Here is a 26,436-nt window from a genome sequence, read left to right on the forward strand (position 1 = left end):
AGCTTTATGATTGCAGAATACACGGGGAGTAAGGCTGTATGCAATTTATTAACAGGCTTGTGCTTTGTTTTATTTCAGTTGTGATGACAAGCGTCTCAAAAGCGGAGGAGCTTCCTCCGGATTTTTACACCCGTAAAGTTCAGCCGATTTTTGACAATCGTTGTCTGGCCTGCCATAGCTGTTTTAATGCTCCCTGCCAGCTTAATCTGCAAAGTTTTGAAGGATTTCAAAGGGGGGCCAATAAGCTGAATGTCTATGACGGAACCCGAACCCAGAGTGTAGAGCCCTCGCGACTTTGGGTGGACGCGCACACGTCTGAAGAATGGCGCAAGCGGGGTTTTTTCGACCTGAACACGTCTCGCAATGCCACGGACAATTTATTTTTAAGCTTTCTTAAGCTGCGCGCAGAGCATCCCAGCGTTGAAGTAGAAAAGCAGGTGGCGCAATCGCAAGTTTGCGTCGCGCCTCAGGACGACGTTAAAAAGATGCAAAAACAGGCTCCTTATTTAGGCATGCCCTATGGTTTGCCGCCGTTAAGTGCGCAGGAAATCGATACGATTCAAACATGGTTGGCAGGTGGTGCCCCCGGGCCTTCTGTTCAGCTTGGAAAGGGACGTACGGAAGTTCCTGCCGAGATACAAAAGCAAATTGGGCAATGGGAAGCCTTTCTGAATCACAAGGATCTTCGCCATAAACTTGTCAGTCGCTATTTATATGAGCATTTGTTTTTGGGACACCTGCACTTCCCCGAGCGCAAAGACATGTTCTTCAGACTGGTGCGCTCACGAACACAGTGCCAGAAGGGGATTCAATTGATCGCCACCCGTCGACCCAATGATGATCCCAAGACTAAAAATTTCTTTTATTGTTTTGAGAAGTTCCCAGGGACCATCGTGATGAAAACACATATTCCTTATGCGTTAAGTCCGGCAAAACTAGAAAGAATAAAAAAACTGTTCTGGGAAGAGTCTTGGAAAGTTGCAAACTTTCCAAGCTATGATGCGGGCGTGGCCGAAAATCCTTTCGTCGCCTACAAAGATATTCCGGTGAAAGCGCGCTACCAGTTTTTACTGGACGATGCGCAATATCACGTCAGCACCTTTATCAAGGGCCCGGTCTGTAACGGCAGTATGGCGGTGAACTCGATACAAGAACAGTTCTATGTTTTCTTTTTGAATCCTCGTTCAGACAATATGGTTCTTTCAAAAGACTACGATACGAAAGTTGAAGCGCTTTTGATGCTTCCCGGGGTGTTTGGCAGTGACGTCGACATCAAAGAAACCCCGATCTTTTATAAGAAGCTTGTCGATCATCGCGAAAATTATCGCAAAGCGCGTACTGACGAATTTAAAAAACTTAAACCCGAAGGTTATGCGCTTTCTGATATTTGGAACGGGGATAGCGAAAATCCCAATGCCGTGCTGACGGTGCTTCGACATGACGACAATGCAGTGGTTTTAAAAGGGGCCGTCGGCGATCTTTCTAAAACGATGTTTGTTTTGGATTACCCGTTGTTTGAACGCTTGGTGTACAATCTTGTCGTTAACTTCGACGTTTTTGGCAATGTCAGTCATCAGCTTCTCACGCGGGTTTACATGGATATGATCCGCATGGAAGCCGAGGAACTGTTTCTCATGTTTCTCCCACCGGAACAGCGTCTTGAATACCGCCGCGAGTGGTATAAAGGATTTCTGACGCAAGTAAAAATGACTTATGTTTATCCTACGGTGGGATCGTCTGAGCCCACCGCCGTGCGTTTTGTTGAGGAAGAAAAGGACACCAAAAAACAAATGGCTCAAAAGATTCTTTTTTTCCATTTCAATGAAAAAGTGCGGGGTCCCGTGGACATGGTGAATTGGAAGTCATTGCAGCTTCCGGACAGCATGAAGACGAAATGGAGTGTCAAAGGAATTCCGGCGGAACTGCGCAAGATTGCGTCGGTCCCGGCGGGAAGTAAAACTCCCTTTGCTCGCTTCTTTCCGGATGTGGCTTATTTGAAAATTCTTATGAAGTCCGGCGAAATCAAAGTGTATTCCTTGATCCATAATAAAGAGCACGAAAGTGTTTCCTGGATTTTGGCAGAGTCTTTGCGAATGGCTCCGGAAGAAGACACCTTAACGATCTATGAAGGTTTTGGGGCGCCTTATCCCAATATGATCTTTGACGTGAAAGAAGATGATTTAAAAACTTTCGTGACGGCGGTAAGTAAAGTGAGTTCGGAAAAAGACTATCAGAAATTAGTCACGACCTTTGGTATTCGTCGTTCCAATCAATCTTTCTGGGTACACTATGATGAATTGAACAGTCTTTTTAAACGAGTCGATCCGGTAAACTTCGGTTACCTGGATTTGACCCGTTACGAATTGAAATAGAATACATTTTTATCAGAATCCCAAGCCACTTTGTAAACCACGCAGTTGGGAATGGGCAAAAGCTCTTGGAGCTCTGGTCGAAGGCTGTGGAGAAATCGTCGCATCACCAGGCCGTGAGTACAAACACCAGCACTAGAAAAGCTATGCTGACAGCAGAAATCCGTCAAAGCCTGGGTGAAACGCAGGATCGATTGCCGGGGGCTTTCTGCATTCGGAAAACAGAAATCCAAATGCGCCGGATCTGTGGATGTCCATTTTTGCCAAGATTCCATGCCAAATTTTTCGTGCGCTTCCTGCAAAGTGAGTCCTTCTAGGTCGCCAAGATAGACTTCACGCAAACCGACGGAGATATGCAAGGGTTTGACTAAAACGGAGTTGGCGATGCGGGCGGTTTCCTGTGCCCGGGAAAGATCGCTGGCGGCAAATAAATCCACCGGGTTTTCGTCAAAATAAGCCTGAAGGCCTCGCGCCTGGCTTTGGCCTTCCGCATTCAGGGGAATGTCAGTATGGCCCTGGATACGACGTAGGGCGTTCCAATCAGTCTGTCCATGACGAAAAAGATGCAGGGTCTTTAACATAAGGTTCTATTGAATCACTTGCTTCTCGATCCATAAAGCGAAAAGATGAGAATATGAGCAGCATTTTATCTTCTTTGCGCAAATCTCTTCAAGCTTTGGCTCGTCCGCGGATGGCCCTTTTAATATTCTTGCCTCCGGTTCTTTCCTTCGTCGTTCTTTTTGCCTTTTTCGCGAACTTTTGGCCTTCCTGGGTCGCTGGAATCAGTTCCTTTTTTTCTTCTTTGACCTTAGTGCAATGGATGATGGGAGTGACGGGGATTGCTGACTTCGCCTATTGGTGCTCGGTTGTATTTTTGATCCTGCTTTTTATTCCGGCGGTGTTTTTGTCAGCCATTCTGATCACCTCTCTTTTGCTCATGCCCATCATTCTTAAATGGGTGGGTGAGGCGGATTTTAAGGGGCTAGAAAAGAAAAGGGGAGGCTCTTTTTTAGGAAGCTTATGGAATACGGTTTCGACGACGGTGCTTTTTGTGGTGTGTTTTGTCGTCACCTTGCCTTTGTGGTTTTTACCGGGAATGCAAGTGGTGCTTCCGCTTCTTTTGACCTCGTGGCTGAATAAAAGAATCTTTCTCTACGATGTCCTTCAGGATTACGCGAGCGTGGAAGAGCGTCGGACTCTTGCCCACCAAGAGGCAAAGTCTCTTTATGGATTGGGCCTGATTTTAGGCCTTCTATCGTATGTCCCCCTCGCATTTTTCTTTGTGCCGGTTTTATTGGCTCTTTCTTATACGTACTACTGTTTAAATGCTTTACAGTCCCTGCGAAAAGCCGAATCCTAGTGGATTTCGCAAGGCAAGTGGTGTATCTATTCGCCTATGTCTAAATGTGGCAGTGAACGCAAAAATATCGATATTGAATCCTTGAACGAAAGGGTTCGTAAGGCGGGGATGAAGCTCACCCAGCAGCGGACACAAATGCTAAAAATTCTTTTAGAACAACCGGATCCTGTTTCCGCAGACGAAATCTTCAAAAAAATCGATGATAAATCCGGTGGAATGGATCTGGTCACCATCTATCGTATTCTTAAAAAATTCGAGGAAGCCGCGATCGTCTCTCGCTTGGAATTCGGTGACGGGGTGGCCCGTTTTGAATTGGCGTTAGAATCGGGACATCACCATCACCACGTGATTTGTCGTCAATGCCAACGGGTGGAGCCTATTCATATTTGCGACCTGGATCAGCATATTAAGATGGTCGAAACCATGGGCTACAAACAGGTTTCGCATCGTCTGGATTTCTTCGGCGTTTGTTCACGCTGTCAGTAATTTACTCCTGAGTTCTTGGTAAGCTCACCACAAAAGTCGTGTTCTTGGCATGGCGATTGAGGGTTAAAGATCCTTTGTGTTTTTTGATAATTCCCGCGGCAATAGAAAGTCCCAGTCCTGTTCCTTTGCCGGCTTCTTTGGTGGTAAAAAAAGCGCGCATGACTTGATCCGCGATTTCTTCAGGAATTCCCTGGCCCGAGTCGATAACATGGAATTCGACAGTGTCGTCCGTTTCTTTGACCTCGATGCGAATCCATTTTTCATCAAGCAGAGCCACGGCATCAAACGAGTTGTTCAAAAGATTTAATAGAACTTGTTCGATTTGCACAAGACGGCATTCGACTTCCAGCTCGGGATCAATCTCTGGAACCTCAACCTCGACTCCGTGATTGTAAAATCTTGTGCGACAAAATTCCAAAGTCTCATCGACGATTTTTTTAACAGGAACGATTTCAAACGGGTCGTCCGATCCTTCACGGGCAAAAGAGCGAAGGGATTTGATGATACGGGCAATTTTGTCGGCGGTGCGACTGATGCTTTCCGCGGCGGTTTTGATTTTTTCCGCATCTAGCTTTTCGTGTTCTACCATTTGTGTGAGTTGAAAAGCTCGGGCTTGGATCACGGTGAGAGGATTGTTAATCTCGTGAGCGATGCCTCCGGACATTTCTCCCAGGGCGGCCATTTTCGTAGAAGAAATTAATTTTGCTTTGGCATCCGCGATTTGTTGTTCGGTCAGAACTTCTTCCGTCGAATCCCATGCGACGCCGTACATTCGCGAAGACTCATCCGCCATGAATTTTCCATAGCAGCGGATGTGATGAACTTCCTGATTGTCCCAGGTCACCCGGTAAGAGACATAGAAGTCCTGACGCTTTTCTGCCGCCTCGCGGGCGCGAAGGTTGACGATTTCCATGTCAACCCGATGGGCTCTTTTCCAAACTTCTTCCATCGGTGATAGGGGCGAGTTTTCCGGGACGCCGTGAATGCGATACATCTGTGGGTCCCAGAGAAGAAGATTCTTTTCCAGGTCCCATTCCCATGTGCCCATGTGTGCGGCGGATAAAGAAAGATTCAATTTCTGAATGGTTTTCTTCAGGGCTTCTTCGTAGGCCTTTTGTGCGTCCACTTCGGTCGCGACCCCTAGAAGGCTCGCAACCTCGCCTTTATCATTTCTTGAAAAGACCGTGATACGATCACTCAACCAATGATAGTTTCCGGTGTGATCGCGAAATCTGTACTCGACAGTCAGAACCTCGCCATCTTTTAGGTCTCGCGATTTTTTAATACTTTGGCGAAGCGAGTCGATGTCCTCGGGGTGCATGGTTCGCTGATAATACTCTGGCCCCATCTTGCGGATCTCGTCCAGTGTGTAGCCATAGCGGGTGACGCCGCGTTCGTTCAGCCAGACAAGGTTTTCTTCATTGACGTCGAAGATATAAACGCTGTCAGACATCGTCTTATGGATTTGTTCAAGAAGGCTGGCTTGTTCTTTAGGCGACTTTGTGTCCATGCGAATTTGAGTTTACTTGAGCTTTTGCTAACGCGAAATGGCTAAATCTAAATAAAACCTTAACAATACAGAGCAGCAATCTAGTGCTAGACCATTAGCCATACAGGAGTGTGTATGCTTAAGAATGCAATTCTATCATTGTGTGTAGTTGTCGGCGCGTCTGCAGCTCATGCGCAAGTTCCAGTTATTAAAATCGATGGATCGAGCACTGTGTTCCCTATCACAGAGGCGATGGCTGAAGAATTCCAAACGGCACAAAAAGGCAAAGTGCGCGTGACGGTGGGCATCTCTGGGACGGGTGGTGGTTTTAAAAAGTTCTGCCGTGGCGAAATCGATATTCAAGACGCCTCTCGTCCGATTCAAGCCAGTGAACTTGAGGCTTGTCGCAAAGCAGGCGTTAAGTTTATGGAGCTGGCAGTTGCTTATGACGCAACTGCTGTGGTTGTAAATCCCAAGAACACCTGGTTGAAATCCATCTCCGTCGCTGATCTGAAAAAAATGTGGGAGCCCGCAGCTCAGGGTAAAGTCATGAAGTGGAGTGATATCAATCCTGCTTGGCCTAAAGAAAATCTTAAGCTTTATGGCGCAGGTTCTGACTCGGGAACTTTTGATTACTTTACAGAGGCTATCGTCGGTAAGTCTAAATCTTCTCGCGGTGATTACACGGCCAGCGAAGACGACAACACCTTGGTCACGGGCGTTTCCAATGACCTTTACGCTTTAGGCTATGTGCCACTGGCTTACTATGAAGAAAATAAAGCGAAGTTGAAAGTTGTGGGCATTGTTGGCGGCGACAAAGCTCCTAAAAAAGAAGCAGTGACTCCTTCACGTCAAACTGTGGAGGCGGGCACGTACTTCCCACTTTCTCGTCCAATCTTCATTTACGTAAACGAAGCTTCGATGAAAAAAGCAGAAGTGAAAGACTTTGTGAACTTCTACCTTAGCAATTCGGCGCAGATTGTTCCTGAAGTGAAGTACGTACCACTTCCAGCAAAAGCCTACGAATTGGGCAAAGAACATGTGAAAAAGAATAAGCTGGGCACTGTTTTCGGCGGTCACTCGGAAGTCGGTTTAAAAATTGAAGAGTTGCTGAAACGCGAAGGTTCGTTGTAGTTTACGTCTGTGAATAAAAATCAACTCAAAAAACTTAATGAGTTTACATCCGCTGACCACCCGGTTCGGCGGATGCGTCGTTTAAGAGAGCGCGCGATTGAAACAGTTTTGTTTCTTGCCGCCGCGTCCTCTGTTTTAGTCACTATTGGAATCGTTGGTATTCTGGTGACTGAAAGTCTGCCTTTTTTTAAAACCGTGTCTTTAGTCGACTTTCTAACAGACACGCAGTGGACGCCGCTTTTTGAAAATCCTCGCTATGGCATTTTGCCGTTGTTGTGCGGAACCTTTTTATCGACGATCATCGCGTTGTTGGTAGCCATTCCAATGGGAACGGTCGCGGCGGCTTTTTTAAGCGAATACGTCCGTCCGTCTTATCGCGAAATTTTGAAACCCATTCTTGAACTTCTGGCGGCAGTTCCCACGGTCGTTTATGGTTATTTCGCGCTCTTGTTTGTGACGCCGCTTTTGCAAAAAGTAATTCCGTCTTTAGGCGGTTTCAATGTGCTTAGTGCGGGCCTGGTGATCGGGGTGATGATTGTTCCTTACGTAAGCTCTTTAAGTGAAGACGCCATGCGATCCGTGCCAGGACACCTGCGTGAGGCTTCTTTTGCGGTCGGGGCCTCGCGGATGCAGACAGCGTTTCGGGTTGTGATCCCGGCCGCTTTTTCAGGAATCACCTCCGCTTATATTTTGGGAATTTCGCGCGCTTTGGGTGAAACCATGGTCGTGGCGATTGCGGCGGGAATGCAACCCAATCTGACTTTAAATCCTACCGAACCCGCGGCGACAATCACGGCCTTTATTGTGCAAGTCAGTCTTGGGGATCTTCCGCATGGTTCTATCGGTTATCAGTCTATATATGTTGCGGGTTTAAGTCTTTTGGTTTTGACCTTGTGCTTTAATATCGTTGGACTTTATCTGCGCAAGAAGTTTCAGGAGAAAGAGTAATGGAACTGCAACAAGATATCCTGGCGAATATCAAACGCCGTCAGATGTGGGATTTTGTTTTTGCTTTCTGCGGCTTAATGTCTTTGCTGTTCGCCTTGATCACTCTTTTGACTTTGATCGTGGATTTATCCGTGACGGGTGTGGCGCGAATTAATTACGAGTTCTTTACAAGCTTTCCGTCACGGTTCGCGGACCGCGCAGGAATTTTGTCGGCCTGGGTGGGCTCTTTTTGTATTATGCTGACCACCGCGTTTTGCGCGATTCCTTTGGGGGTTGCGGCCGGGGTTTATCTGGAAGAGTATTCGAAGAAAAACTGGGTTTCGCAAATCATCGAATTGAATATCATCAATTTAGCGGGCATTCCTTCGATCACTTACGGTCTGATGGCGCTGGGACTTTTTGTTTACAAATTAAAATTGGGTCAGAGCATTTTGACGGCGGGATTGACGCTGGGATTATTGGTTTTGCCAATTATTATCGTCACCACACGTGAGGCGATTCGCGCGATTCCTAATACGATACGTGAAGCCAGTTATGCGATGGGAGCTTCGAAGTGGCAGACCATTCGTTATCACATTCTGCCCTATTCCTCGGGGGGAATTTTAACTGGGGTTATTATCTCGTTGTCGCGGGCTATTGGTGAAACCGCGCCGTTGATTACTATCGGCGCTTTGACCTTTATCGCCTTTTTACCGACGCCTCCTATTGAGGGGCACTTTCCTTTTGTGAACTTTAAGTGGCTGATGGATCCTTTTACAGTGATGCCCATTCAGATGTTCAACTGGCTGTCCCGCCCTCAGCCTGAATTCCACGTGAACGCGGCGGCAACAGGGGTCGTGCTTTTATTGATGACCCTTATTATGAACGGCGGAGCGATTTACTTACGCTCTCGTTTCCGTAAAAAGATGAAATGGTAATGTCTATGGAACTACAGCTTCGTGCGGAAGTTAAAAATTTGCTTTTTTCCTACGGTGATAAAAAAGTCCTCAACGGTGTGACTTTGCCTATTTATGAAAATCGGGTCACAGCTTTGATCGGTCCTTCCGGTTGCGGTAAGACGACCTTGCTGCGTTGTTTTAACCGCATGCACGATCTTTATGCGAATGCGAACTATCAGGGTGAAATTCTGCTTTATCCGGATAAAAGAAATATCCTGGGTAAAGAAATCGACCCCATGGAAGTGCGCATGCGTATTGGTATGGTTTTTCAAAAACCCAATCCATTTCCCAAAAGCATTTACGATAACGTGGCGTACGGTCTGAACGTGCGCGGAGTGAAAAAGAAAAGCTTTATCGAAGAGCGCGTCGAGCGTTCTTTGCAACAAGCCGGTCTTTGGAACGAGGTGAAAGATCGTTTGTCGTCTTCGGCGACGGCTTTGTCGGGTGGTCAACAGCAGCGTCTGTGTATTGCCAGGGCTTTAGCAACCGAGCCCGAGATTTTGCTACTGGATGAACCGACCTCCGCTTTAGATCCTATTTCCACTCGTCATATCGAAGAACTGATCGGCGAGCTTCGCCGGGACGTGACGATCGCCATCGTCACTCACAGTCTGCATCAGGCGGCGCGCGTTTCTGACTACACAGCGTTTATGTATTTAGGTGATTTGATCGAGTTTGGCGCCAGCGATCAGATTTTCACGAATCCGAAAGATCAGCGCACGGAAAATTACATCACCGGTCGCTTCGGCTAGTAAAACGACCGGAACGGTAAACGTCTATTTATAAAATAAACTTCAAAGAAAGTTTTAAGTAATAAGAATTGCCGATGGAAATGGCGTTGTCGGGACTGATGACGTAGTTTTCATCCACAAAAAAGCGGCGATCGAATGAGTGACCGGCTTCCAAGTCCGCAAGGATTTGTTTGCTGATAGGGGATTTTAAACCAATAAAGACCTTCTTATCGTCATAGAAAAGTCGATCTTCCTTATTCTGTCTTCCGTAAAGATAGTAAGTGATCTGCGAAAAATCCACACCCGTGTACAGTTTTGCGAAGTCAGTCACTTTGTAATAAACGGAAGTCTTAACCACCCAGGGTACCAGAGTGAAAAAGTCCCATCCCCACATGTCAGCAAACTGCCAGTTAAAGCTCGCAAAGGGAATTCCGATCACAGAACGAAATTCTTTGGACCGATTGTAGAAATAGGCAAAACCCGGCAAAGGAAGGTTGTTCAAAATAGGGCGGTTGTTGGAATAATCCACCAAGAGCAGCCAACGGCTGGATTCGTCGTCAGGATAGGAGTAGAACGCCGTCACTCCTAAGGTCGAAACATCCGCGCTTTCAAAAGGTTTGTCACTGGCAGAACCATAACGGACATTCACGGACCAAAGGCGTTTTTCGTCAATAACACGAGTATAACCCAGGCCGAATTTGATATCATAAAGACCGGAAATTTCACTCTGCGCCGGTGTTACCAGGTATTGCGAGCCACTTAAGTTTAACGAGATAGATTGTTGCTCTGTTCGATAAACGGGTGTGCTGAAGTCCATGGATTGATAAGACGTTGAAGCCCGCTCTTGGGGAAAATCCGCTTTATCAAAAAAAAGCCCCGTATAAGAAAGCAAAGTTCTTTGCTGGCTTGGGGGTGTCAAGCCCTCCATCATTCCTTGTGAATATGCTTGAGATGTAAAAAGAAGAAAGAATAAAAGGCCAAAAACATTTTTCATGCCCATTTAGCATAGAAGTTTTAGGCGTGGTTACACAACAGATTTTTCCATTCGGACGACACGCGCGCAATTTTGGCAGATCTCGGAAAGCGGCCACTGAATTTCTGTCGGTTTGATCTTTACTTCCGTCAGGCAGTGCGGGCACAGAACCAAACCGCTGAGCACTTTCCCTTCGCTCTTATAACTTCGGAGGGCAAAGAAAACTCCAAGGCCGAAAAACAAGGGAATACTGACGAAGTGAAAGACGGGAATCACCACCGATACGACAGCAATCAGCCAGAACAAGCCCAGTTTTTTTATTGCCTGGGACATTCTTTCCGGCGGTGAAAACCACTTCACGTAAATGACTCCGTTTTGCGTTCGTTCATCTCCGACATTGGCTGAGATGGCGATTTTTTCTCCGTCTGTTTCCATGTCAAAAAGAGTAGTCCCGGTGATTGACCTTTGGCAACTTCGAAACGTCATGTATATTCTTACAGGAACTTAAGTACTCTTTTACTGAAGGATCACTTACGGTATTGAAGTATTTCTTGGAGTCCGCGCGACACAGCTACGGAAGCGAGACCATTTATGAAGACTCAAATGTTTCGTTTTGTCGGGTTGTCGTCGTAAGCTCCAGGAAAATGCTCAGGGACAGGTCCTGCTGCATTGTTTCCTGCGGAAAAAGATACCTCCGACACTCATCCCTCGTTAGGCTTAACTTCATGAAGTCATTGCACTCTGATAAATATTTTATTCGCGAATCCTTGTATAACTTGGTCGAGCTGTCTTTGTTGGCTCGTCTTTATGAAGAGCACTGCATCCCCGCCGCGCGAACGGGGAACCTGAATCAAGAATCTTTAGCGCAGACTTTGCTTAAAATGAAGGCAACCGAAGGCAAGGGCGAATTGCGCGTGGCGATTTACGATACGGACCCGGTGGGTTTCTATTGGAAATTTGAAGGCCGTGTTCTTGCGCATTGGGTTTTGCCAGAACATCACAATCAGGGAATTGAGCAGGCCCTTCTGGGATCTTAATGGACGAGTCTGTACGGACTTCTTTTTGGCAGGGTAAGAGAGTCTTTCTGACCTCGCCGAACTCTTTTTTAGGGGCTTGGACCGCGCTGTCTTTGCAGTATCTGGGGGCGCAGGTTTTTGGCTATGGCGAATCCTTAGATGTATCTCCGAATCTTTTTGATCTGACCAATCTGGGGCAATCTCTGGCAATGACTTACGGAGATCTTCGTAACGAAGATTCTTTGCGCCAAGCTTTGCAGTTCGCCCAAGCAGATGTGGTTCTTCATCTTGGCGAAAGTGGATTTTTGCAAGAAGGCGAACAGCGTCCGCTTGAAATTCTCTCTAAATCCGTGATGGGAACGGCACAGTTGTTGGACCTTCTTCGTGAAACGGCCTCGGTCCGTGCTGTTTTGGTTGTGGGCTCTGATAAAGCCTATCTTCGTTCTCCGTCGAACACACCTGCGGCGGAGACGTCCGCTGTCGGCCCCTCGGGGATTTTTGCGACTGCAAAGCTTTGTTCCGAGTTTGTGGCTTTGTCTTATCGCGAGTCCTTTTTTTCTCCCGACAAATACAACAAACACAAGGTGGCCGTCGCCACGGCGCGGGTGACTTCTGCGATAGGTGGTGGGGACTTTTCTTCGCAAGCTTTGATTTTTCAAGCAGTACAAAGTTTCTTGGGAAAAAAGACTTTTGAAGTTCGCAATCCGCAGTCAGTTCGTCCCTGGATCCATGTTCTGGATCAAGTCTCGGGCCTCTTAGCTGTGGCGCAAGGTCTATTAGAAAAAGGCCCCAAACTGTCTTCTTCGACTTACAACATCGGGGCTTCTGAATACGAAGCTGTCGGGGAAGTGATGAAAGAGTTCAGTCAGATTTGGGGAGCCACGTGGGCGTCCGTTTCGTCCTCCACGGCAAAGACCTCCTTGTCGTTGCACGGGCACTTGGATAGCGGCCTGGCAAAGAGCGAATTAGCCTGGGTGCCGCGATGGAATTTGACGACGGCTTTGGAACAAACCGCCGGCTGGTATCAGGGTTATTACGCGGGCCATGCTTCTGCAGAAGAATTGACGAAGGTGCTGCGGGAGTATTATTCGGCCTAACTTAGGGTCACGTCCGGCCGTGTTTTTATAAACATACAAAAGTTTTCACTCGAAGCGTTATATAGGGCCTTGTAGACAAATTACGAGAGCTTCGTTATGCCAGTGTAATGCTTTTTAACTCCTACGAATTTATCTTTCTTTTTCTGCCGATCACTTTGCTTGGCTACTATCTGATCACGAAAAAGAAGTTGCAGCTTTGGTTTCTGTTTTTCTCTAGCGTATTTTTTTATGCCTACTGGAGCACGACTTACGTATTTCTTCTGCTATTTACGGTCGTTTTGGATTTTTATATTGCCAACCGCATCTATTATTCCAAAACTCAGCGCGCACGCAAAGCCCTGTTGCTGACTTCGATGATCGCCAATTTGTCGATTTTGGGATTTTTTAAGTATTATAATTTTTTCGCCGATTCCCTGAATGGACTGTTTTCGACTGTGGGCGTGCATCCCAGCTTGCTGCCCACTTTCAATTTGATTTTGCCGATCGGTATTTCCTTTTACACTTTTCAATCAATGTCCTACGTTATTGACGTTTATCGCAGAACTTCGGATGCTCACGCGCATCTTTTGGAATTCGCGGGTTATGTCACTCTTTTCCCGCATCAGATCTCGGGTCCATTGGTTCGTCACAATACCATCGTGCCGCAACTGGAAGCTTCCAGCACCTACCTCTTTCATTCGGAAAACTTTTGGAAGGGCTGTTACTTCTTCGTTTTTGGTTTAGCGAAGAAGATGTTGATTGCCGATCGCATCGCCGCCGTCGTGGACCCTTTGGTTGCGAATATGGGGCAGGCCTCAAACGCCGAAGCGATCCTGGCGATGTTTGGATACACCACACAGCTTTATTTCGATTTCAGTGGTTACTCGGACATGGCTGTGGGGCTGGGGTTGATGATGAATATTCAGTTTCCTCAGAACTTCAATTCGCCGTATAAATCCCGATCTATTACCGAGTTTTGGCAGCGATGGCATATCAGTCTTTCTTCCTGGCTTCGTGATTACCTGTACATTTCTTTAGGCGGGAACCGGGCTGGCTATTTAAAGACTTATCGAAATCTGCTTTTAACCATGGCCATCGGGGGCTTCTGGCACGGAGCGAACTGGACTTATCTTGTTTGGGGTGTTTTTCATGGCGGAATCCTTGCCGTCGAACGATTTTGTAAAGATCAGAAGTGGAATATCATCCGCAGTTCCGCGGTATCCTGGATTCTGACGTTCTTGCTGGTGAATATTGGCTGGGTGTTTTTTAGAGCCCACTCGGTGGCGCAAGCAGGGGAGTGGTTGAAAAAAGTGTTTCTGCTTAACGGCGCTTTAACTTGGGATTTGTCTTTTATTGCGCTTAAGCACAAAGACCGATTTTTTGGTGCCTTGGTGGTCGGAATTGCGATTGCATTGTTTGCGCGAAACACCTGGCAAATATCTTTTAAGCCTTCAGCTAAAAACGCTCTTCTTTTGGCGTTCATGTTTGTGATTTGTTTAATGTACATGGGCGAAGAATCGCCATTTTTATACTTCCAGTTTTAGGGGTTATCGATGGATTCAGCTCTGCGTTCTCTTCTATTCTTCGCTTTTTTTTGCTTGCTGTTGGTGGGTGGCGTCGCGGTTTTCAATTATGTCCAAGATCCTATGTGTTACTTTCATTGTGAAGGTATTGATCTGAATCGCCGAACGCACAACGTGTATTATCAGGCCGCTCAGACTTTGGCGGCAAATCCCGAGGCAGAGGTGCTTATTCTTGGTTCCTCACGTGGCGAGCGGGTGTCGCCAAGATGGATCAGCGAAGTTACGGGTTTAAAAACCATCAATCTTTCCCAAGGTGGCGCAGATCTGCTTCTGAAGGTTGCACTTTCCAACATCGCGCTGGAAACAAATCCGAAATTAAAGAAAGTCATTTGGATGGCAGACTATTTTGAACTTCTAGCGATGACCACGGATGCCAAGGTGAAGTGGAATCCGGCACTGAGCAGCCACTTGCCCGGGGCTCAAAGCCACACGACTTGGCAAACATATTTGCAAAAGGCCAAGGTCTTGGTGGATCACAATACTTTTGAAGCGGCCGTTTCGCTGGCGCGCAGTCAAATGTTTCGAAAGTTGGGAAATGGCGATGATTTAGATCCTCAGGCCTGTGCGAGTGAGAGCTTCGTCGGTAAAACTTCGGCGGAAATGCTGCCTGTCGAGGTGAGTATTGTTTACCCTCGCTTCAGTTCTTTTTTAAGAATGGATCTTAGTCCTGAGTATTCTCAGATTTTTAGAGAGCAAATTCAGAAGCTAGCGGCGAAAGGGATCGAGGTTGTCATTAATATTGCTCCCTACCATCCGGACTTTGAAAAGCGCCTTCAACTTGAAGATCCACGAAGTGCAGATCTGCAAAAAACGTGGGTGAAATTGGTCGAAGGTCTCCAAGGCGAAAATGTAAAAGTGCTCAATTATTTTTCCGGTATACCTGGGGACGATGGTGGAGTTAAGTTCTGGGAAGACGGGGTGCATCCAACTTGCTACGCCATAATTCAAATGTTGAAACCGGGTCTTCAGTCGTCTCCACAATAAAAAATCTTTGCAGGCTATACAAACACACCTGAAATTTGTAGCATATCTACCAGGTTGAAATTATGAAGATCAGACTGCCGCAGAAAAATCAGAGTTTATGGGGACTTTTGTTTTTAAGTATTCTGAGTCTTTTTATTCAATGGTATGTTTTTGACTTCATCATTCCGACAAAACTTATTTTGCCTTGGTTACTTTACGCCTCGTTCTTATTTATTCTAAAGCCTTATTACGCTGTCGGTTTTGTTTTTCTTCTTGAATCCTTATTTTTGCGCATTCACTGGATGAAAATGTCCTACACGAATACCGCCTTTGAAGCTTCGGATGTTTTTGGCTGGCGGCAAGCTTTGTTTCTTAAGGGCTATTCGGATATTTTGGTGCCGGTGATCGTCCTGGCGATGCTATTTTGTTTTTTCAAAGGTCTTACGTTCAAAAAGCGTCAGCTTCTGTTTTTTCCGGTGATGCTGTTGCTTACGACGTCCTGTGTTCAGGAACGACATCCCACGGAAATAAGCCTGAATCCCGTCAGCTATCTTTTTCGACTGGTGAAAGTAAAATATGTCGATTGGAATTTTGCGACGAACATAAAAGAAAATGGTGTTTTAAATCACCTTTTCATGACTTTGCCAATGGGGCAGGTGCCAGCTAAAGGGAAAGTTACCTATCAGGTGGGGCGCTCGCCCAAAAGTCACATTGGTGACGAGTCGCCTGATGTTTTTTTGATTTTGTGTGAATCCTGTTACACCAGTTTGTCGGGAAAGTTTGTCACACCTATGAGCCAACTGGCGGACCATGGGTTTACGCGTACAAATATCATTTCACCGGTTTATGGCGGGATGACGGCGGAAGCAGAGTTTGAAGTTCTGACGGGGCTTCCAAGTCAGCGCTACAAAGGCATTGATTTCCAATACTTCGCGGAAAGTTTCTCTACGCACGCAGAAGGTCTTCCCCGCGTGCTGGCGAAGGCGGGCTATGAGACGTTTTCTTCTCATAACAATGTGGGCTATTTTTGGCATCGGGACGTCATTCACCCTAAGTTTGGATTTCAAAAATCCTACTTTCTGGAGCACATGAACTGGAGTGATAAAGAAAATAGACCCCCGGACCGGGTTATGTATGAGACCGCTTTGACGGCTTATAAAAAGAATTTGAATGTGGGTCGCAAAACCTTTGCCTTCTTGATCACACTTTCGACCCACGGTCCTTATAAAGACAAAGATGATGATGGGGGCGAAGCGGACTATCAGGAAAAAATGTCGAAGGCGATGAAGGACTTCCTGGAGTTCCAAGAAAAAGTGACTGAGAACTCGCAGAAAAAAGGTCGGCCAGTTTTGTTTTTGATTTTCGGTGATCACAAGCCGGCGATGACCATTTCATTTTATAAACGCCACGTTTTCAATGACGACTTCTTTTTGGCTCGTGGCAAAGAAAGTGCCGGTTTTATTTTTTCAGATCTAAAAGGGCGTCAGCGTTTAACTTACGGTCGAGTCCCATTATATATCAAATCAGTCGGTGGTTCGGTAAAAGGCGAGTCCATGGCGCAGGAACTTCGGGATAAACCGATTTACTGCCTGCCAGGAGTTTTATCAGAAAACATTGGTGTTTATAATGACTACTACAGCTATTTGGAAAATATCTGCCAAAAAGAATCATCCGAAGTTTTAGCCGATCCTTCGTCTTTGAAAGACCTGTTTGCAGAGGAAATCTACGGCAATCTTCTGTTTGAATAGTCTTAAGCTTATTTTACTACTTTAAGTCTGGTGTGAATATTTCTTGCGGGAAAGATAAAGGCATAGTGTTTCTCGTAAGTGTCTTGCCCAAAAAGTTTGGTTATCAGGCGCGGAATGATACTTCTGAAAGACTTGTTAAATTCAATTCTACTTTCGATAATATCGAATTCGCCGACCACAAAGCTTAAGTACTGCCCTTTTCTTAAGCAATGATGCCAGCCGCTGGAAAAATGCCACAAATGCGTCGGATCATTCCAAGAATCAATCCAGGAAAAGTGGGGAGTTTCGATCAAAACTTCCGCCCCGGGCATAGCGATGCGATGGATTTCCTTTAGAAAAACTTGCGTGTCTTTGACGTGTTCAATCACGTGACTTGCCCGGATGAAGCTAAAGGTATTAGAGGGAAGTGGCCAGTCAGGTAAATTAAGATCAAAAACTTTGTCTACACCGGGAAAGGGGTGCTGATCCACTCCATAGAAGCCGTTTTGTTTGTTAGGACCGCAGCCGATGTCAATTTTCTGCAACATATCGCTATATAGTCATATTTTTCTGTATTAGTAAAATTAACTTCATAATTTATAACTCACCTCAGTGAAGGATGCTTTTGACATAACATCGAGATAATTTGATGCTCTTAGGATCGTACATGGAAGTTGATGGATATGGCTGAGCCCAAACACATTGTTTTTGTTACTGAGCATCTCTCTTTTGGCGGAGCCGAAGTCGTTTTAACGACTTATCTGAAATCTATTGATCCGAACCGCTATAAAATCTCGTTGATCGTCAGGGACGGGCGTGGGGCCGAGAACTATCTTTTGAAAGAGGTTCCGCCGCACATTCATGTTCAGACCTTATTTGATCAGACCGAAATCAAATCCCATAGTTGCCACTTCCGTGCAAAGTTTGCGAAGCGCTTTGACGAAGCGGTTGACAGCCTTGGCAAAGTGGATGTGATTGTCGATTTTTCGCCGGTCTTGGATAAAATCATCTATCGCTTGAAGAAGCGAAAAATGATCCTGTGGATGCACGGGGATAAATCCCATATGGGTTTTTGGGAGCGTCTGAAGTATCGTCTACGCATTCGTCAGTACGACAAAATTGTTCTTTTATGCAACGAAATGAAAGACCAATTTCAATCCATCTTCCCTGAGTTGCAGGACAAGCTGTGCATTATCCCCAATCCTTTTGATTTCGATAAGATTCTTGCGAAATCCACCGAGGAAAGTGATTTGTCGGTCGGGGATCGCAAATTGATGTCAGAGACTTATATCGTTTCTGTGGCGCGTTTGGTCCCCGGAAAAGATTTTAAAACGATTATTGAAGCGGGACGAATTCTTAAAGAGCGGGGCTATTCCTACAAGCACTATATTATCGGCGACGGCGAGTTGCGCGAAGAGCTGCAGTCATTGATTGATAAGTACGGCCTGAACAATCAGATTTTTTTGCTGGGAGCGAAACAAAACCCCTATCCTTGGATGAAAAAGGCGGACTTTTTTGTTCACTCTGCCAACCGTGAAGGGTTTGGATTAGCCATCGTTGAGGCCATGTATTTAGGTAAGGCCGTTATTGCCACTCGATGTCCGGTGGGTCCCGCCGAGATTCTTCAAGATGGAAAGGCAGGTCTGCTTTTCCCGTTAAACGATGCCGACGTTTTAGCCGGTCATATTGCCAATTACATTGATGATTTGGACAAGCGCCGTCATTTTTCTGAAGTTTCCCAGCAGCGAGCTCGCGATTTTTCCAGTGATCGCATTCTTCCCTTACTGTACCGCGTGCTAGATTCAGTCTAGCTTCGCGGATTTTGCAGGTCTACTGAGCCAAGCGTAGGTACATCCTCCCAGAAGAATTAAAAGATTTCTGGGTTCGCGTAAGTTAAAGGGACTTTCCGTCAAAGACTCAAACAGAAAAGTTAAAAGCACGAGCATCATTGCAAACGCCATTTTCCGATTTATGAACTGCTCGTTCTTGCGGTAATGGCGATAGTAGAAGCGCAAAGCCAAACCGAAAATAGTCAGATAGCCGAAAAGCCCAAAAAGGCCAGAGCCCGATAAGAGCTCCAAGTACTGATTGTGAGCATGGGCATAATAGTGGAGTCCACTAAACCCCAGCTTTGCATAGTATTCAGGCAAGAGTCGTATATTTTCATAAAACCCGACGCCAAAGAGAGGGTGATCCAAAAAGATTTCCCAGTTGGTGCGCCAAAGGATTAAGCGAACCCCTGTGGCGCTTTCATCCGTAAGGCTGAATGAGTACATAATTCGATTCTTAACGGACCCAATATTGAAGAGGAACATGAATGCCATTGCGGCAAACGAAACAACAGTTAAGCGTCGAATCAGCTTACTATCGCGATAAAAATACAACATGAATAAGGCCGTAATACTACACCCCACCCAGGCGCTTCTTCCCAAAGAACCAATCAGGCAGAAGCACAAAAAGGCAAAAAGAAAAAGCACCACTTTGGCCGGGCGGATTCCTTCGCGCATGTCTGAGGAGATCCATCCGAGAGTGAAGGCCCACAACAGAGAGATCGTGAGTGAGTAGTGGTTCGTGTTGTGGAAAAAACCCATGAAGCGGGTGTCTGATTCCTTCGTGAGAGGAAGAAAATTGTAGGCATAGAACTGCCACAGCAACCCCAAGCTGAGCGTGATGATGGCAAGGATAGAAAACTTCTGAAATCGATCTTCAGAGATAGAAATATAGTGAGCTGCACACACGCAGAAATAGAAGCCCAGTATCCAGCGAAAACTAAGCAGGTCCGTCCACTGATCCGAACCAAGTGGTGTGGTGAAAACATACCCCAGAAAGACGATAACCAGCCACGAAAGCACCGCGTAATTAAAGGGCTTTAATGACGAAGTGAACAGTCGTGCATGCTGCAAAGGCGCGGTAAGGAAAAGAATTCCGAGTGCCACCATCGTCATATCAAAGATTTTCCAGGAAGCTAATGCGCTGACGGAAGCGAGAGCTAAAAAGAGTAAACTGAACTGGCGAATGTTCGCTGATTTGTGCATGGCTCAAGGTACTGCAAAGCCCTCGGTGAATGCAAGAGTCGCCATTGTGATGCGATGTCTACGGGGCGTCGGAGGAAAGAGATATTGAAAGGCGAGGTTGAACCCATCACTTCGGGAAGCTAATATTCATGAAAGCAATTCATTTATTAGCCTTCAATTGGGAATCCTAGATGACTGACATCGCGGTCTGCATTGGCCACTTTTTCGACAGAAACCATCCTTGTGTACATAAGCGCCGGGGCTTCGTTGTAAATACCAAAGAAAACGAAAATGAAAATGAGTGAAGGTTCTCGTAAAAGCGTGTTCTCGGTCGTCATGTTTGACGCCGCCGTAACTTTTATTTCTGAAATCGTCATCCTGGTGTCTTTTTTCTTGTTTTACCGGTTGGTGTCGGAGCAGTTTTCCAAAGAAGTTGTCGGTATCTATTCGTTGTTAAGACGAGCTCTGGCGATTTTCTTTCCTTTAGCCATGGTGGGGTTGGCGGAAGGCCTGGGCAAATACGTGGCCATGGCGAAAACTCCGGACGAGTCTAAAAAAATAATTTCAAGCTCCGCTTTGATCTTAGCCGCAGTCTTGGCCATTGTTTTCTTTGTCTTTCAAGTAAATTTGGAAGCAAGCGCCAAGGTTATCTTTGGCGATAAAGAGTTTTCCCAGTACGTGCTGCCTTTTTTGGTTTTGTTGGTAGGAACCTGCATTCATACCTTTTTTTACTCCTGTTTAAGAGGCAGTCTTAACATCAAGTTGGCGAATCTTTTGCAACTGTTGAATATTGGACTCTTGCCGATCGTCGTTATGTTGTCGCATGACTACCGCAATCTGGGCGATGCACTTTTCCTTATTGGCGGGGCTCAGGCTGTTATTGCTCTTGTCTTCGGACTGATTTCTTTGAAGATAATGACCTACAGAATGAATCATATTTCGGTTCAGACGGTCGGTCAGATGCTGGTCTATGGATTTCCCAGGGTGCCAGCCCCCTTGGCGGCGGCAGGCTTGATTTCGATCGGCCCCATGATTGCCAGCCATTTTCTTTCCATTGTCGAAACGGGTTATTTATCTCTGTGTCTGACTCTTTTGGTGGGGATCGGTGGAGCACTTTCTCCGATCGGAGTGGTTCTTCTGCCGCATGTAAGTAAATTGATCACCGAGGGACATTCCGGAAAAATTGAAAAGCGCCTGCACATTTTGGTGGGGGCTATGGTGCAGATCCTGTTATTCACTTCCATTCAGGTCATCATTTTTTCAGATTTGATACTGAAGGTGTGGATGGGAAGTGACTTTGCGGATGCCGCTCCTGTCCTGATTCTGGTTTTTATGTCTTTGAATGCCTATGGCTTTTATGTTGTGGTTCGAAATATCATCGACGCCGTCAGTGTAAAGCCGTTTAATAGCATAAATTCGGTTTTATCTTTGCTGTGCCTGGTGATTTCATTTTATGTAATAGCTCATTTTTGGCCAGGAAATCTGATTCTTAAATTTGCCTTTGCCATCATGGTCTCGATCAATGTGTTAGGTTTTTTAACCTACCGCACTCTTAAAAAAATTACGTCATACAACTCGAAAGAAGATTTGGTTCATCTGCGGGTGGCCTTCTTTCTTAATCTGGTTGTTTTGTTGGTAAGTTATTATCTTAAACAGTACATCGGTGACCATCTGATCGCCTGGGTCCTGTATGAGCTTCTGATCGGCGTGCTGTATTTGTTTATACTTTGGAAGATGAAGTTTGAATGGATCGTTCTGATTGTCAGTAATGTACTTAAAAAAGTCGGACTTAGAAATGTAGGAGGAGTTTGATGATGAATGCCATAAAGCCCGCAGCCATAAAGACGGCTTTGGAGCAATACTTCGGCGGCCATTTTCTGCAGATTCTAAATGCATTTTTAATGGTGGTCGTATTTTTTTCGGGCAAATTTTCTTTTGCCCGGTTCTTGGATGAGTCAGCCAGGGTTCCGTGGTTAGAACTGCGAATCTGGGCGATTCTTGGGATTTTTGTTTCGATGATTTTTCTTAAGGAAAATCGCAAAGATCTTTTCAAGATGGAACGAGGAGTGCTGTTTTTCTTCGGCACGTATGCCGTCTTTCTGACCTACGTCTTTATCAACCTATTTAACTGGGGAACTGAAACTCACAGAAATGATCTCGTTTACGATTCCCTGGTGGTCATCGCCAGTTTGATTTTGATCTCGATTCAATTTAAGGACGAACAGGGGATCGTTCGTTTTTGCAAGGCCGCCGAGCTTTTTGGCGGCGTCCTTTTTATGCTTTGCCTGGTGGGCTTTGGAAATCCCGATCTTAATGGCAGTGGTTGGGCGCCCTTTGGTGGGCCGATCACCTTTTATCGGATTGAGTTTTTTGTATTTTGTGCCGCCGTCTTCCTGGCTTTTAAAAGTACCAAAAGACGCGAGCAGGTCGTGCATCTTCTGTTTGCTGTTGTGACTTTGTACTCGACCTTTGCGTCACTTTCTAAAATGGCCACCGCCGCAGCGATGCTCGCCATTGTTTATTTAACCTATATTCTGGTAAGCAAGGGGGACTATAAAAAAGCGGGTCTTCTGGTTTTGTCGGGCGTCGTGACGTTCACATTATTTGTCAAAACCTTCGGCACTCGTTTTGTTGGCAGAATCAACGAAATAAGCAATATCTCTGTCGAAAAAAGCGCTTCCTCGGAGGTTGTGTTTATTCCCGACAACGTTAAGCTGCTGTACCGCAATGATTTGAAATTCGAAGAATTAAGTGTGGATCAGAAGAAAAAGATGATCTCGGTTGGCAGTTTTTTCTATGACAACTATCCCAACTATCAGGAAGAGTTTGCGGGCTTTCTGCGATTCGTAGATCGTTACGCCATCATTTATGATGGTTCGGCCAGGTTAAGAATGTGGATGGAGGCTTTCGATCTTTTTAAGGCACATCGATGGTTTGGGGGCGGGGTTGGAAATTACTCCTATACGGAGCTGAATTATTATGCCAAGGGCGGCATGGAAACCTATCGATATCCCCATAATATCTTTTTTGAATTGGTATCGACGACGGGGCTGGTGGGGTTGGCTCTTTTTGGTCTTTGTCTGTTTGTTTTCTTGGTATTGGTTTCTCGTGCTGTAGATAAGTTTCCGGCGTTCGTGTTTTTACAGGGATATATGTTGTTTGTTTTTTTGACATCAATGTTCGCGGGTGATTTATTTGATTTTAAGATTTTTTGGTTTATGGGGTGTGCTTTGATCTCTTCGGCGAGGTCTACCCTCAGCAATGGTGGAATCAATAGCTAATGCAAAAAGATTTTGTGCTCTATTATATATTGTTTATGGCATTGGGATTGATATGGAACTTCTTCAGGAAGAACGATCTTGAGATTCTGCCAAGCTTTTTATGGCTGCTCTTGATGGTCTTACCATTCTGGGTTCAGTTCGACTCTTTTCCAAGCGTTTCCATTGCGAATCAAATGACCGGCATTGTCTTTATAGGAACCTGTTTGTTGGTGGCGGATTCAATTAAGATAAAGCCGAACTCCGGTGCGAATAAACTAATGCCGGCCGCAGAAAAGTTCTTTAGCTCCTATTGGCTTTATGCCGGTCTCTTCATTCTTATAACGTCTTATCATATGAGTTTGATCCCTCATATTCCGCTTATCGAAAAGTATTTGCATGGTGTGACCGACCCGACAGAGTTAAGCCGAATGCGCGAAGACACTTCAAAACTTTTGAATGTTTCCAGTCTGCTTAAATTCTTATTCAACTGGGCGGCCAATATTCTGGCTCCGGTAAGTATTGTATTGGCACTTCGTAAAAAGAAATATTTATTAGCCGTTCTGTTTTTTATTATGGCCGCCTTGTATGCCGTTATGAGTCTGGCAAAGACCCAGATGGTGTTCTTAGGTATCGTTATCATCTTAAGTATTTTCTTTCAGATGCCCTTTAAAAAGCGTTTATTGGGCTATCTTGTTTTGTTAATCTTGATGAGTCCCTTTCTTTATCAGGGTTATGATTTCCTCACTCACAGTCCTTTAAGTGTGATGAATTGGCAGGCCTCACAGGCAGAAATCGATCAGTTGAAGCTGTCGCCGGAAGATCCTCGAAGTCGTTTCACTCCCGGGGACCATTCGCGTCTAGCACCGCTGGACTTGGAAAAACGCCTCAGTGCTTCTGAAAGAGTTTATAATTACACCTTTTATCGAGTGTTCTTAGGCCCGGCAGATGTTTCAAGCCGATGGTACCAATACTTTCCTGAGCACTCGGACGGTTTTATCGGACTTCAAGGTTTAAAAAGTAAAGACCGAGAAAACGCCGCCAAAACACATCCCGCTAGACTCGTGGGACACTGGGCCTATACGGAACGATTTCCCAACCGTTACTTGGAAACAGTCCAAGCCTATGCGTCTGTTGATGCGGATGCTTATGCTCGATTTGGCATATTCGGAATTGTTCTTGCGGGTGTACTGGTGTTGGTGTTGCGAATCCTTCTTAAGGTTTTTCGTGATGGCTCAGAATTAGGTGAATCGCTTTACGTCATCGCTCTGGTGTTGATGGGGTTATGGTGGTCCTCGGCCTCTGTTCAAGCGATTTTGTTGGCGCAAGGAGTTCTTCCAATTTTAGCTCTCTTGTGTCTGCGCTACGTCTTCGTTAAAATCAAAAAGTTTAGGAATCGAGAAGTGGTATGAAAGTTTGGCTGGTCACAGTGGGAGAACCTCTGCCTACGGATAGCGGCGGTGTTCGTTTATTGAGAGTCGGTATTCTTGCAAATATGTTGAGCGAAGCGGGGCACGAGGTGGTCTGGTGGAATTCGACGTTTGATCATAGCCAAAAAAAGCACCGGGCTTCCAGTAATACGGACATCCAGTATAAGGACAATTTTTTAATAAAATTACTTCGCGGCTGCGGCTATTCCGCCAATATTTCTTTGCGCAGAATATGGGATCATCTTCTGGTGGCTAGACAGTTTAAAAAATTAAGTAGAAACATGTCGAAGCCCGATGTGATTCTATGCTCTTTGCCGACCTTAGAGTTATCTTGGGCGACAGTTTCCTACGGAAGAAAGCACGGCGTCCCTGTCATTCTTGATATCAGAGACTTGTGGCCGGATTTATTTTTGGAACATGTGCCTGCAAAATTGAGATTTGTAGCTAAGCTACTTTTGCTTCCGATGAAATGGATGGCTATTCATTCTTGTCGACGTGCGACTGCAATTACCGGTTGTGCTCCGGATTTTGTGGAGTGGGGATTAAATCTGGCAAATCGAAAAGCCAACCCTACGGACAAGTACTTCCCCTTTGGCTACAGTGTCGGAAAGATTTCCGCTACGGAACTGGAAAGTGCAAAGACGAAATGGCAAAGTAAGGGAATCACTAGAAACAGGGCCGATTTGATTGCCTGTTTTTTTGGGACCCTAGGGGCACAGTTTGATATCGAAACGGTCATTGAGTCTGCAAGACAGCTTAAAGATAAAAATGCCTCTGCGTTGTTTGTTATTTGTGGCGCGGGAGAAAGTCTAGAAAGGTATAAGAATCTGGCAAAGGACCTGGATTCTGTCATTTTCCCTGGTTGGGTAGGGGCCGCCGACATTAAAGCTCTTATGGATATCTCAGATGTGGGACTTGCGCCTTACTATGAGAGTGTGGGATTTAAGGGCAATATCCCTAATAAAACAATCGAATATCTTTCCGCAGGGCTGCCTGTCGTATCCAGTTTGCGCGGTTACTTTGAAGATTTTTTAAGAGAACAGCAGTGTGGTGTTTCTTATGCAGCGGGAGATTCGCAAGCTCTGACAGCTCAGCTTTTAAGTGTTTTGAATAATAAGAGCGAGCTGTCCAAAATGAAGAACAATGCGTCTTCAGTTTTTAACGAAAGATTCAAGGCAGAAAATGTTTATGGAGATATGATTAAATATCTCCATAAAATCTCTTTAGCGAGTGGCTCCATTAATAATTAATGGAGTTTTTCGGCTGGCAATTTCCAGAAGGTTGTCATCGGCACCCATAGACTTCAATAGTTTTTGCACACCATTGAGGGCGGTTTCTCTTGAAAACGGAGCAACAAGAGTCAGTAAAATGATGCAAATATCCCCGATAAACGTTCTGTTATGAACGTAGAAAAGACCCAACTTGATTTTTCCAGGTCTGATCAAGTGGTGATAAGCATAGTCCGGATCGCTGGCACCATTTAAGATATCACCTTCATCGGAATAAACTATGGAAGCAAAATCTGTGATGCCTTGATCGATGCTTAACAACTGTCTTTCGGTTTCGTTATAAGCGTCCGTTTCAACTTTCACGTTGGGTCTTGGGCCCACCAAGCTCATATCGCCAACCAGCACATTCCATAGTTGCGTAATTTCATCAATTTTCCACTTTCTAATAAAGTGGCCAACTTGAGTGATTCTGGGATCGCTGGCGCTGGTTGAATTGACACCGGTTTTATCGGCGTTAAGGCGCATAGAGCGCATCTTTAGCATTCTAAAAATCTTCCCGTCTTTGCCAACGCGAGGGGCACGGTAAAAAGGCGATCCCTTATCTTCCTTCCAGACGAAAAACATCACCGGCAATAGGATCGGCGACAATGCCAACAAACCGAAAAAAGAAACAAAAATATCTAAAAGTCTTTTCACAAAAAATTCCTATTTAT

The 26,436-nt window shown here is 45.6% G+C and carries 24 protein-coding genes; 17 read left to right on the forward strand and 7 right to left on the reverse strand.

Going from position 1 to position 26,436, the window contains the following annotated elements:
• Positions 1 to 83: 83 nt before the first annotated feature.
• Positions 84 to 2,372: a fatty acid cis/trans isomerase gene (locus tag OM95_RS00155; RefSeq protein WP_291515398.1), complete on the forward strand. Its 2,289-nt coding sequence runs from the start codon at positions 84 to 86 to the stop codon at positions 2,370 to 2,372.
• Here OM95_RS00155 and OM95_RS00160 read toward each other — a convergent pair.
• Positions 2,357 to 2,950 (reverse strand): histidine phosphatase family protein, encoded by a 594-nt coding sequence (locus OM95_RS00160; RefSeq protein WP_291515373.1) that lies wholly within the window; start codon positions 2,948 to 2,950, stop codon positions 2,357 to 2,359. The two genes, OM95_RS00155 and OM95_RS00160, sit on opposite strands and share 16 nt — an antisense overlap.
• A gap of 53 nt (positions 2,951 to 3,003) precedes the next feature.
• Here OM95_RS00160 and OM95_RS00165 point away from each other — a divergent pair, with 53 nt between their 5' ends.
• The gene (locus tag OM95_RS00165) at positions 3,004 to 3,729 is read left to right on the forward strand and encodes an EI24 domain-containing protein (protein WP_291515374.1); all 726 of its coding nucleotides are present in this window, start codon (positions 3,004 to 3,006) and stop codon (positions 3,727 to 3,729) included.
• 36 nt (positions 3,730 to 3,765) lie between these two features.
• Complete coding sequence (locus tag OM95_RS00170; RefSeq protein ID WP_041868951.1) at positions 3,766 to 4,215, forward strand: Fur family transcriptional regulator; 450 nt, start codon at positions 3,766 to 3,768, stop codon at positions 4,213 to 4,215.
• Between the two features lies 1 nt (position 4,216).
• Here the strand turns inward: OM95_RS00170 and OM95_RS00175 are convergent, their stop codons facing one another.
• A complete protein-coding gene (locus OM95_RS00175; protein WP_041868952.1) occupies positions 4,217 to 5,725 on the reverse strand; it encodes a PAS domain-containing protein in 1,509 nt (502 codons plus the stop codon).
• A 114-nt stretch (positions 5,726 to 5,839) separates the two neighbouring features.
• On the opposite strand from OM95_RS00175, the gene OM95_RS00180 reads away from it, so the two are divergent.
• The 4 genes from OM95_RS00180 to pstB all read left to right on the forward strand — a co-directional run bounded on the left by OM95_RS00180 (position 5,840) and on the right by pstB (position 9,476).
• Entirely contained in the window at positions 5,840 to 6,838 is a 999-nt protein-coding gene (locus tag OM95_RS00180) for a PstS family phosphate ABC transporter substrate-binding protein (protein ID WP_041868953.1), read from the forward strand.
• A 72-nt stretch (positions 6,839 to 6,910) separates the two neighbouring features.
• Positions 6,911 to 7,786 (forward strand): phosphate ABC transporter permease subunit PstC, encoded by an 876-nt coding sequence (gene pstC / locus OM95_RS00185; RefSeq protein WP_363228072.1) that lies wholly within the window; start codon positions 6,911 to 6,913, stop codon positions 7,784 to 7,786.
• Entirely contained in the window at positions 7,786 to 8,703 is a 918-nt protein-coding gene (pstA, locus tag OM95_RS00190) for a phosphate ABC transporter permease PstA (protein WP_041868958.1), read from the forward strand. Before pstC ends, pstA begins: the two co-directional genes overlap by 1 nt.
• Before the next feature lie 5 nt (positions 8,704 to 8,708).
• Complete coding sequence (gene pstB, locus OM95_RS00195; protein ID WP_041869171.1) at positions 8,709 to 9,476, forward strand: phosphate ABC transporter ATP-binding protein PstB; 768 nt, start codon at positions 8,709 to 8,711, stop codon at positions 9,474 to 9,476.
• A 28-nt stretch (positions 9,477 to 9,504) separates the two neighbouring features.
• Here the strand turns inward: pstB and OM95_RS00200 are convergent, their stop codons facing one another.
• Positions 9,505 to 10,449: a hypothetical protein gene (locus OM95_RS00200; protein ID WP_291515375.1), complete on the reverse strand. Its 945-nt coding sequence runs from the start codon at positions 10,447 to 10,449 to the stop codon at positions 9,505 to 9,507.
• Positions 10,450 to 10,479: 30 nt separating this feature from the next.
• Entirely contained in the window at positions 10,480 to 10,863 is a 384-nt protein-coding gene (locus OM95_RS00205) for a hypothetical protein (protein ID WP_291515376.1), read from the reverse strand.
• A 290-nt stretch (positions 10,864 to 11,153) separates the two neighbouring features.
• Between OM95_RS00205 and OM95_RS00210 the strand changes: the two genes are divergently transcribed.
• The 5 genes from OM95_RS00210 to OM95_RS00230 all read left to right on the forward strand — a co-directional run bounded on the left by OM95_RS00210 (position 11,154) and on the right by OM95_RS00230 (position 16,814).
• A complete protein-coding gene (locus OM95_RS00210; RefSeq protein WP_041868963.1) occupies positions 11,154 to 11,465 on the forward strand; it encodes a hypothetical protein in 312 nt (103 codons plus the stop codon).
• Complete coding sequence (locus OM95_RS00215; RefSeq protein ID WP_291515377.1) at positions 11,465 to 12,541, forward strand: NAD-dependent epimerase/dehydratase family protein; 1,077 nt, start codon at positions 11,465 to 11,467, stop codon at positions 12,539 to 12,541. Before OM95_RS00210 ends, OM95_RS00215 begins: the two co-directional genes overlap by 1 nt.
• 107 nt (positions 12,542 to 12,648) lie before the next feature.
• Positions 12,649 to 14,064, forward strand: coding sequence for an MBOAT family O-acyltransferase (locus tag OM95_RS00220; RefSeq protein WP_041868966.1), 1,416 nt, complete (start codon positions 12,649 to 12,651; stop codon positions 14,062 to 14,064).
• Positions 14,065 to 14,073: 9 nt separating this feature from the next.
• Positions 14,074 to 15,087 (forward strand): hypothetical protein, encoded by a 1,014-nt coding sequence (locus OM95_RS00225; protein ID WP_041868969.1) that lies wholly within the window; start codon positions 14,074 to 14,076, stop codon positions 15,085 to 15,087.
• Positions 15,088 to 15,149: 62 nt separating this feature from the next.
• A complete protein-coding gene (locus OM95_RS00230) occupies positions 15,150 to 16,814 on the forward strand; it encodes an LTA synthase family protein (protein ID WP_041868972.1) in 1,665 nt (554 codons plus the stop codon).
• An 8-nt stretch (positions 16,815 to 16,822) separates the two neighbouring features.
• Here the strand turns inward: OM95_RS00230 and OM95_RS16960 are convergent, their stop codons facing one another.
• Positions 16,823 to 17,341, reverse strand: a complete 519-nt coding sequence (locus tag OM95_RS16960; protein ID WP_291515378.1) for a methyltransferase domain-containing protein — start codon at positions 17,339 to 17,341, stop codon at positions 16,823 to 16,825.
• Between the two features lie 135 nt (positions 17,342 to 17,476).
• On the opposite strand from OM95_RS16960, the gene OM95_RS00240 reads away from it, so the two are divergent.
• Positions 17,477 to 18,604, forward strand: coding sequence for a glycosyltransferase (locus OM95_RS00240; RefSeq protein WP_291515379.1), 1,128 nt, complete (start codon positions 17,477 to 17,479; stop codon positions 18,602 to 18,604).
• Here the strand turns inward: OM95_RS00240 and OM95_RS00245 are convergent.
• Complete coding sequence (locus tag OM95_RS00245; RefSeq protein WP_041868975.1) at positions 18,596 to 19,828, reverse strand: O-antigen ligase family protein; 1,233 nt, start codon at positions 19,826 to 19,828, stop codon at positions 18,596 to 18,598. The two genes, OM95_RS00240 and OM95_RS00245, sit on opposite strands and share 9 nt — an antisense overlap.
• Before the next feature lie 270 nt (positions 19,829 to 20,098).
• Between OM95_RS00245 and OM95_RS00250 the strand changes: the two genes are divergently transcribed.
• The 4 genes from OM95_RS00250 to OM95_RS00265 are packed head-to-tail and all read left to right on the forward strand — an operon-like array spanning position 20,099 to position 25,744.
• Positions 20,099 to 21,619, forward strand: a complete 1,521-nt coding sequence (locus OM95_RS00250) for a hypothetical protein (protein ID WP_041868981.1) — start codon at positions 20,099 to 20,101, stop codon at positions 21,617 to 21,619.
• Entirely contained in the window at positions 21,619 to 23,088 is a 1,470-nt protein-coding gene (locus tag OM95_RS00255; protein WP_041868984.1) for an O-antigen ligase family protein, read from the forward strand. The genes OM95_RS00250 and OM95_RS00255 overlap by 1 nt, the downstream gene beginning before the upstream one ends.
• 35 nt (positions 23,089 to 23,123) lie before the next feature.
• Complete coding sequence (locus tag OM95_RS00260) at positions 23,124 to 24,476, forward strand: hypothetical protein (RefSeq protein WP_291515380.1); 1,353 nt, start codon at positions 23,124 to 23,126, stop codon at positions 24,474 to 24,476.
• A complete protein-coding gene (locus OM95_RS00265) occupies positions 24,473 to 25,744 on the forward strand; it encodes a glycosyltransferase family 4 protein (RefSeq protein ID WP_041868990.1) in 1,272 nt (423 codons plus the stop codon). The genes OM95_RS00260 and OM95_RS00265 overlap by 4 nt, the downstream gene beginning before the upstream one ends.
• Here the strand turns inward: OM95_RS00265 and OM95_RS00270 are convergent.
• The gene (locus tag OM95_RS00270; RefSeq protein WP_041868991.1) at positions 25,718 to 26,419 is read right to left on the reverse strand and encodes a sugar transferase; all 702 of its coding nucleotides are present in this window, start codon (positions 26,417 to 26,419) and stop codon (positions 25,718 to 25,720) included. The two genes, OM95_RS00265 and OM95_RS00270, sit on opposite strands and share 27 nt — an antisense overlap.
• Positions 26,420 to 26,436: the final 17 nt, after the last annotated feature.

The sequence above is a fragment of the Bdellovibrio sp. ArHS genome (assembly GCF_000786105.1).
Lineage (GTDB): Bacteria > Bdellovibrionota > Bdellovibrionia > Bdellovibrionales > Bdellovibrionaceae > Bdellovibrio.

What these genes read in the sequence shown, in the direction of transcription:
- OM95_RS00200 (WP_291515375.1), bottom strand. Translation starts at nt 10,449, where the DNA reads ATGAAAAATGTTTTTGGCCTTTTATTCTTTCTTCTTTTTACATCTCAA.
- OM95_RS00160 (WP_291515373.1), bottom strand. Translation starts at nt 2,950, where the DNA reads ATGTTAAAGACCCTGCATCTTTTTCGTCATGGACAGACTGATTGGAAC.
- OM95_RS00245 (WP_041868975.1), bottom strand. Translation starts at nt 19,828, where the DNA reads ATGCACAAATCAGCGAACATTCGCCAGTTCAGTTTACTCTTTTTAGCT.
- OM95_RS00215 (WP_291515377.1), top strand. Translation starts at nt 11,465, where the DNA reads ATGGACGAGTCTGTACGGACTTCTTTTTGGCAGGGTAAGAGAGTCTTT.
- pstB (WP_041869171.1), top strand. Translation starts at nt 8,709, where the DNA reads ATGGAACTACAGCTTCGTGCGGAAGTTAAAAATTTGCTTTTTTCCTAC.
- OM95_RS00170 (WP_041868951.1), top strand. Translation starts at nt 3,766, where the DNA reads ATGTCTAAATGTGGCAGTGAACGCAAAAATATCGATATTGAATCCTTG.
- OM95_RS00255 (WP_041868984.1), top strand. Translation starts at nt 21,619, where the DNA reads ATGATGAATGCCATAAAGCCCGCAGCCATAAAGACGGCTTTGGAGCAA.
- OM95_RS16960 (WP_291515378.1), bottom strand. Translation starts at nt 17,341, where the DNA reads ATGTTGCAGAAAATTGACATCGGCTGCGGTCCTAACAAACAAAACGGC.
- OM95_RS00230 (WP_041868972.1), top strand. Translation starts at nt 15,150, where the DNA reads ATGAAGATCAGACTGCCGCAGAAAAATCAGAGTTTATGGGGACTTTTG.
- OM95_RS00260 (WP_291515380.1), top strand. Translation starts at nt 23,124, where the DNA reads ATGGCATTGGGATTGATATGGAACTTCTTCAGGAAGAACGATCTTGAG.
- OM95_RS00165 (WP_291515374.1), top strand. Translation starts at nt 3,004, where the DNA reads ATGAGCAGCATTTTATCTTCTTTGCGCAAATCTCTTCAAGCTTTGGCT.
- OM95_RS00155 (WP_291515398.1), top strand. Translation starts at nt 84, where the DNA reads ATGACAAGCGTCTCAAAAGCGGAGGAGCTTCCTCCGGATTTTTACACC.
- OM95_RS00250 (WP_041868981.1), top strand. Translation starts at nt 20,099, where the DNA reads ATGAAAATGAGTGAAGGTTCTCGTAAAAGCGTGTTCTCGGTCGTCATG.
- pstA (WP_041868958.1), top strand. Translation starts at nt 7,786, where the DNA reads ATGGAACTGCAACAAGATATCCTGGCGAATATCAAACGCCGTCAGATG.
- OM95_RS00210 (WP_041868963.1), top strand. Translation starts at nt 11,154, where the DNA reads ATGAAGTCATTGCACTCTGATAAATATTTTATTCGCGAATCCTTGTAT.
- pstC (WP_363228072.1), top strand. Translation starts at nt 6,911, where the DNA reads ATGCGTCGTTTAAGAGAGCGCGCGATTGAAACAGTTTTGTTTCTTGCC.
- OM95_RS00205 (WP_291515376.1), bottom strand. Translation starts at nt 10,863, where the DNA reads ATGGAAACAGACGGAGAAAAAATCGCCATCTCAGCCAATGTCGGAGAT.
- OM95_RS00225 (WP_041868969.1), top strand. Translation starts at nt 14,074, where the DNA reads ATGGATTCAGCTCTGCGTTCTCTTCTATTCTTCGCTTTTTTTTGCTTG.
- OM95_RS00180 (WP_041868953.1), top strand. Translation starts at nt 5,840, where the DNA reads ATGCTTAAGAATGCAATTCTATCATTGTGTGTAGTTGTCGGCGCGTCT.
- OM95_RS00240 (WP_291515379.1), top strand. Translation starts at nt 17,477, where the DNA reads ATGGCTGAGCCCAAACACATTGTTTTTGTTACTGAGCATCTCTCTTTT.
- OM95_RS00175 (WP_041868952.1), bottom strand. Translation starts at nt 5,725, where the DNA reads ATGGACACAAAGTCGCCTAAAGAACAAGCCAGCCTTCTTGAACAAATC.
- OM95_RS00265 (WP_041868990.1), top strand. Translation starts at nt 24,473, where the DNA reads ATGAAAGTTTGGCTGGTCACAGTGGGAGAACCTCTGCCTACGGATAGC.
- OM95_RS00220 (WP_041868966.1), top strand. Translation starts at nt 12,649, where the DNA reads ATGCTTTTTAACTCCTACGAATTTATCTTTCTTTTTCTGCCGATCACT.